The sequence below is a fragment of the Asanoa iriomotensis genome, assembly GCF_016862515.1.
Taxonomy (GTDB): Bacteria; Actinomycetota; Actinomycetes; order Mycobacteriales; family Micromonosporaceae; genus Asanoa; species Asanoa iriomotensis.
This window is the reverse complement of sequence record NZ_BONC01000005.1, coordinates 199,782-206,097: the sequence shown is the minus strand read 5'-3', so window position 1 is coordinate 206,097 and position 6,316 is coordinate 199,782. Positions and strand designations below refer to the sequence as shown.

General features: G+C 72.1%; 6 protein-coding genes. 2 read left to right on the top strand and 4 right to left on the bottom strand.

The features are described 5' to 3' along the window. Positions 1–403 precede the first annotated feature (403 nt). The 4 genes from Air01nite_RS06340 to Air01nite_RS06325 form a co-directional block, all read right to left on the bottom strand. Positions 404–787, bottom strand: coding sequence for an SCO2097 family morphological protein (locus Air01nite_RS06340; RefSeq protein ID WP_203700897.1), 384 nt, complete (start codon positions 785–787; stop codon positions 404–406). Positions 788–865: 78 nt separating this feature from the next. Further along, positions 866–2,152: a DNA polymerase IV gene (locus tag Air01nite_RS06335; protein WP_203700927.1), complete on the bottom strand. Its 1,287-nt coding sequence runs from the start codon at positions 2,150–2,152 to the stop codon at positions 866–868. A gap of 751 nt (positions 2,153–2,903) precedes the next feature. Further along, positions 2,904–4,055, bottom strand: coding sequence for an alkaline phosphatase family protein (locus Air01nite_RS06330; RefSeq protein ID WP_203700896.1), 1,152 nt, complete (start codon positions 4,053–4,055; stop codon positions 2,904–2,906). A 70-nt stretch (positions 4,056–4,125) separates the two neighbouring features. Next, positions 4,126–4,869, bottom strand: coding sequence for a methyltransferase domain-containing protein (locus Air01nite_RS06325; RefSeq protein ID WP_203700895.1), 744 nt, complete (start codon positions 4,867–4,869; stop codon positions 4,126–4,128). A gap of 151 nt (positions 4,870–5,020) precedes the next feature. Here Air01nite_RS06325 and Air01nite_RS06320 point away from each other — a divergent pair, with 151 nt between their 5' ends. Then, the gene (locus Air01nite_RS06320; RefSeq protein WP_203700894.1) at positions 5,021–5,467 is read left to right on the top strand and encodes an ester cyclase; all 447 of its coding nucleotides are present in this window, start codon (positions 5,021–5,023) and stop codon (positions 5,465–5,467) included. Further along, positions 5,464–6,201: a TetR/AcrR family transcriptional regulator gene (locus Air01nite_RS06315; protein ID WP_203700893.1), complete on the top strand. Its 738-nt coding sequence runs from the start codon at positions 5,464–5,466 to the stop codon at positions 6,199–6,201. The genes Air01nite_RS06320 and Air01nite_RS06315 overlap by 4 nt, the downstream gene beginning before the upstream one ends. Positions 6,202–6,316 lie beyond the last annotated feature (115 nt).

Here is a 6,316-nt window from a genome sequence, read left to right as displayed (position 1 = left end):
CGTTTCAGGCGTGCACCGCCGACGGGTCCGGCGTTTCAGGCGTGCCGTGCAGGTCGGTCCGTGAGGAGATCGCCGTCCAGGTAGGCACCGCACAGGCGCCGGCGAGTCACCCGCCGTCTCCCGGAACCGCTTCGCGAAGGCCCGACCGCGGCCCAAGGGCGACCCCGGCCGGTCGATCCACCAGGCCGGATGCAGGGGTCACGGTGATCTTGGCCGGCACTTAAGGCCTGGCGTCTCTGAGCCGTGCCGAGGTCGCCCGACGGCGGTGATGGCGGTGGTCAGGGCTGGGCGAAAGCGTGCCCGGCGGGGGCTGACGAGGACGCAAAAAGGCGTCGGACGCATGGTCCGACGCCACCAGAGATATACCCCGATGTGGCGGCCCGGGCGCCGCCGCAGCGGATTGTCAGCGGTGTCCCTCGGGGCGCTGGCGCCAGCGCTCCTCGAGACGGTCGAGCAGCCCCGAGCGCCTGGCACGGGTGCGGCGGCTGGCGGTGCCACCGACGACGTGCAGGTCGGGCTGCTGGCCCTTGCGGTGCGACTGCATGGCGAACGCCGCGGCACCCAGCATGATGACGAAACCCGCCACGCCGAGCAGCGGTGTCTTGTTCACCGTGCCGAAGACAACCAGGGCCAGGCCAGCGATGATCACGACGGCGGCCAACAGCAGACGACGCCGCGCGTGGAAACGCGGGTCGCTGGCACGCACGGCCGAGGCGAACTTGGGATCCTCGGCAAGCGACCGCTCGATCTGCTCGAACAGCCGCTGCTCGTGCTCAGAGAGCGGCACGGCACTCCTCCCCGGTCGCGAGGTCGACCCGGGCGGGCCGACAGACCGTGACAGTCAAGCGACTGCTTACCCGCAAGTCTACGAGGGGCTTCGCGGGTCGGAAAGCGGGACGACCGACGGCCGGGGTCGAATTTCCATCCGTTCGCCCGTGAGGAGGCTGGCCGGCTGGACGACAGATCGCCCGAATCGGGCAGCTGCCGCATCAGCCGCCGCTTCAGCCTCGCGCCAACCGTGTTCGGGCGCACCCAGCTCAGGCTGCCGCACGGCACCCGACGCACCCGCCAGCCCCTCCACCCGCACACCCACCAGCCGGATGCGGTCACCCGGCCGAAGCGCCTGGTAGAGCGCCCACGCCGTAGCGAAAATCTCCCGCGCGACATCGGTCGGGGTGCCCATGGTGCGCGAGCGGTTGACGGTGCGGAAGTCGGCCATCCGCACCTTGATCGAAACCGTCCGGCCGGCCTGCCCGGCCCGGCGTAGTCGAACTCCGACCTTGGTGGAGAGTTCCAACAAAGCCCGCTTGATCACTTCGGAATCGGCGACGTCCGTGTCGAAAGTAACCTCAGCCCCGATCGATTTCTCGACGTGCTCGACACTCACCCGCCGCGGATCGCGCCCCCAGGCGAGCTCGTGCAGGTGCGCGGCGGCGGCGTCGCCCAACGCGGACCGCAACATCCCGACCGGCGCCTCGGCCACCGCGCCGACGGTCGCCAGCCCGAGCCGCCGGAGCACCTCGGCCGCCTTCTCCCCCACGCCCCACAACGCGTCGACGGGCAGCGGATGCAGAAACTCGAGCACCCGGTCCCGCGGCACCACGATCACGCCGTCGGGCTTGGCCCGCGCGGACCCGAGCTTGGCCACGAACTTCGTCGACGCCACACCCACGGAGCAGCTCAACCCCAGCTCCTCGGCCACCCGCCGCCGGATCAGCGCCGCGATCGCCGCCGGCGAGCCGAGTAGTCGCCCCGCCCCGCTCACGTCGAGAAACGCCTCGTCGACGGATAGCGGCTCAACCAGCGGCGTGACGTCATGGAAGATCGCCATCACGGCCCGCGACGCCTCGGCGTAGGCGGCTCCGTCGACCGGCAGGAACACCGCACCCGGACACAGCGCCCGCGCCCGCGCGGTCGGCATGGCGCTGCGCACCCCGAAGGCCCGCGCCTCGTAGCTGGCCGAGCTCACCACCCCGCGCGGACCCACGCCGCCCACGACAACCGGCCGCCCGGCCAGGTCAGGCCGCTTGCGCACCTCGACGGACGCAAAGAACGCGTCCATGTCGACGTGCAGGATCGAGCACCCGGTGTCATCGGCCCCGGCCCCGAACCGCGCATCACCCCCGCGCGGCACCACCTGACTGCGTCCCACGAAGAAGAGGCTATCCAGGGGGTACGACGAAACCGACGCCGCAAGGATCGCTCCGGGACACAGATTTCGCGCTGTCCGACCACGGACCTCGCGGCGGAGCGCTGTCCGGCGGGAGTGCGTCAACCGCACCTGCTGGAATCGGGTGACCGGCAGCTCCCGCGCGCACCGGATCTGCTCGTCGACGACGAACCTCGGGCGTTTTCACCCTGTTCAGACGTGGACCTTGCGGCAGAGCGCTGCCCGTCAGGAGCCCGTCAGCCGCGCCTGTTGGTCTCGGGTGTCGCGGGATCTCCCACCGCACCGCGCCTGCTGTTGACGACGGACCGCGCGTTTCGCCCTGTTCGACCACGGACCTTGCCGCACAGCGCTGCCCGGCAGGGGCGTCAACCGCACTGCTTGGTCTTGGGGTGACGCAGGATCTCCCACGCGCACCGGATCCGCTTATTGACGACGAACCGCCGGCGCTTTCACGCTGTTCGACCACGGACCTTGCCGCATAGCGCTGCGCGGTGGGAGCGCGTCAACCGCACCTCTTGGTCTCGGGTCACGCAGGATCTCCCGCGCGCACCTCGTCTGCCGGACGACGATGGGCCGCGCGGGCTCGACCTTTCCGGGAAGGGCGTTTGTTGCTTACGCGTCTTTCGGTTTGAGCGCGGGCTGACGCGGAGCTGGCAGCGGAGCGAAGCGGAGCGGTGTCCGGCGGGAGCGACGGTCTGGACCGCCGCGAGCCCGGGACCGGATCCTCAAGGTCTTATGGGCGTGCTCGTGAGACGAGGAGCGGGATCTCCATCTCGACCGCCGAGTAGGAGCCGTGGTAGGCGATCAGCATCGACTTGATCGCGTGTTCGGACTCCGGTGCGACGACCGCGTGGGTGCCGTGGCAGATCGCCACGACGTCGCCGATGCGGGCGAGGTTGCGGTCGGGTACCGGGCCGAACCAGCCCTGGGCGATGACCTCGTCGCGGTGGGCGACCCAGGCGGCGTCGCCGAGTATCTCGGTCCACGTGGCCAGCACGTCGTCCGTGGCGCCGGGCAGCGTGTGCAGGTAGCGGACGCGGGGCTCGCCGGCGACCACCCGGACGCCGGCGTTGAGGCGCGGGTCCGCGTCGAAGTCGAAGCGGTGGTCGGGCGGCACGTCGAGCTGGCCGTGGTCGGCGGTGACCAGCAGCGCGGCGTCCGCGGGCAGGCCGTCGAGGACCCGGTCGAGCAGGCGGTCTACCTCGGCGGCGGCCGTGCGCCAGGGTTCCGAGTCGACGCCGAAGACGTGGCCGTAGCGGTCCAGGTCCGGGAAGTAGCCGTAGGACAGCGCGGGCGGGTCGCCGGCGTGGCCCAGGCCGGCGACGACCTGCGCGGCCAGCTCGTCGACGTCGGTGGCCGGGCGGTAGGCGGCGCCGCGGTTGGCCGCCAGGGTGAGGCCGCTGTGGGTGAACTCCGGGCGGTTGGCGACGCTGACCGACAGGCCGGCGGCGGCGGCTTTCTCGAACAGGGTGGGTACGGGCTGCCAGACCGCGGGGTCCGGGTCGGCGCGCCAGTGGGTGTGGGTCAGGACGGTGTCGGTGCCGGGGATGGCGACGCGGAAGCCGAGTACGCCGTGGGTGCCGGGGCTGGCGCCGGTGCCGAGCGAGACCAGGCTGGTCGGGGTCGTCGACGGGAAGCCCGTGGTGATCATCCTGGGCGCGCGGGCGGCGAGGTCCGTGAGCGTCGGCGCGAACGGGGCGGCGGTCGGGATCTGGTGCCAGCCGAGGCCGTCGATCAGCAGGACCGCGATCCGGTGTACGCCGTCGAGCTCCAAACCCAGGATGTCGGTGCAGCCGGGCACGCCGAGCTGGGCCAGCGCGCTCGGCAGCACGTCCATGAGGCTGTCGGCGCCGTACCTCGGGACGACCTGGTCGAACTCACTCATGCCGCCGTCTCCCTGCGGTCGACGGAGCAAGAGCGAGGCTCACTGAGCTGGCCGCGCTCGCTCCGCTCGCTCATGCCGAGTCGGCGGGGCGGCGGGCGAGCAGGTGCAGCTGGGCCGCGATGTCCCGATATGGCGGGCGGGCCGAGGCGGCCAGCTCCAGGTCGAGCAGCGCGTGCGGGTCCTCGTCGGCCGCGGCGGCGGGGACGAGGTCGGCGACGACGCGTACGCCGTGGATGTCCTCGACCGCGAGCCCGCAGCCGCGGAGCAGGTCCGCGGCCCCGTCGGCGTCGTAGCGGCGGCGCAGCGTGTCGCGCGGGCCCGTGCGGCCGTCCGGGTCGGCGATCAGCGCGGCCGCGGCCGCGAGGTGGCCGGAGGTGGCTCGGGCCAGCACCGCGGCGGCGCGGGACGCGACCAGCACCGACGCGGCGCCTCCGGGCCGCAGCGCGGCGGCGATCGCGGCGACCACGCCGCGCGGGTCGTCGGCCACCTCGAGCACGGCGTGGCACAGCACGAGGTCCACGGAGCCCGGGCTGACCAGGCCGTTCAGTGCTTCGCCGTCGCCCTGGACGGCCCGCACCCGGGGCGCGACACCGGCTTCGACGGCGCGGCGGTTGAGTGCCGCGAGCGCGTCCGGGCTGGCGTCGACGACGGTGACGCGGTGGCCGGCCTCGGCCAGCGGCACGGCGAACCCACCGGTGCCGCCGCCCACGTCGAGGATGGTGAGCCCACCCTCGGGGGCGCGGTCGAGCTCGCGGCGCAGCACCTGCCAGACGACCGCGGTGCGGGGGCCGGGACGGACCGTTGTTCGCTCCACGCGCCGAGCCTAACGGTCGGACGCCGGTGCGGCGTGGGCACCGATCCGGGGTTGGGTGGAGCCGCGTCGCGGATCTCTCCAGTTTCCTTGGCATTCGGTTGGAGCGTTGCTCCAATCATTTGAAGCAACTTCCAGCGAAAGGGAGATCGGGATGACGCTCGCCGAGAAGCTCGCCCGCGGGGTGCTCGACGCGATGAACGCCGGCGACATCGCCGCCGTCGGCCCACTCGTCGCCGAGGACTTCGTCGACCATGGCGCGCCGCCGTGGGCGCCGCAGGGGCGGGAGGGCTATCTGCAGATCCTCGGGTACGTGACGGGTGCGCTGCGGATCTCGTACGAGGTCCACGACATCGTGGCCGCCGGCGACAAGGTGGCGATCCGGGCCACCGCGCACGGGGTCAACGAGGTCGACATGCTGGGCTTCGCGCCGACGGGGAAGCCGTACGCGATGCACACCATGCACCTCTACCGCGAGTCCGGCGGTTTCCTGGTCGAGCATTGGGGCATCCGCGACGAGATCGGGATGCTCTGGCAGGTCGGCGCCCTCCCGCGTCCTTCGCCCGCGGGTTTCGGTGCCGCTGGAAAACTAGAGGCGTGACCTCGCGGCGATACCAGAGCACGGTCCGCGCCGAGCAGTCCCGCGCCACCCGGCAGCGGGTGCTCGACGCGGCCCGGGCGCTGTTCGTCCGCCGTGGTTACAACGGCACGACGGTCGAGGCGATCGCGGCCCGGGCGCAGGTCAGCGTGCAGACCGTCTACAACACGGTCGGCGGCAAGGCCGCGGTGCTCAAGGCCGTGTACGACGTGACGATCGCCGGCGACACCGACCCGATCCCGATGATCGAACGGCCGACGGGTCGGGCGCTGCTGGCCGCCGCCGACGCGCGGGAATGTCTGGCCCTCTATGCCCGGATGAGCCGGGAGATCTATGAACGGATCGGGCCGCTCGTGCCGATCCTGCTGACCGAGGGCGCGGCGGGCGACCGGGAAGTCCGGTCGTTCATCGACACGATCGAGAACGAGCGGGCGATCGGCACGAGCAACATCGCCCGGCATGTCGCGAGCCGGTTCGGGCTGCGGGCCGGGCTCTCGATCGAGGACGCCGCCGACGTCCTGTGGACCTTGACCTCCCCGGACGTCCTCTACAGGTTGGTCCGCCGGCGGCGCTGGTCGCTTGACCATTTCGAGGGTTGGCTGGCCGAGACGATGGCGGACTCACTGCTCGGCCCCGATGGCGGCGGGCCCGGCGGGTCTGGCGTCACCAATGGCGCCGATGGACTCGCGGATCCCGGATCTGCGACCGATCCCGAGCCGGACAATCAAACGGAGTGATCAGCCCAGGCCGGAATCGCCTACCCCGCCGGCAACGGACCTGCGTCCAGCGGCCTGCTGCTTAAAGACGACGGCTGCGCTGGTCTGGGCCCGGACCCGCGACCGCGAGCGCGGA

What these genes read in the sequence shown, in the direction of transcription:
- Air01nite_RS06330 (WP_203700896.1), bottom strand. Translation starts at nt 4,055, where the DNA reads ATGAGTGAGTTCGACCAGGTCGTCCCGAGGTACGGCGCCGACAGCCTC.
- Air01nite_RS06320 (WP_203700894.1), top strand. Translation starts at nt 5,021, where the DNA reads ATGACGCTCGCCGAGAAGCTCGCCCGCGGGGTGCTCGACGCGATGAAC.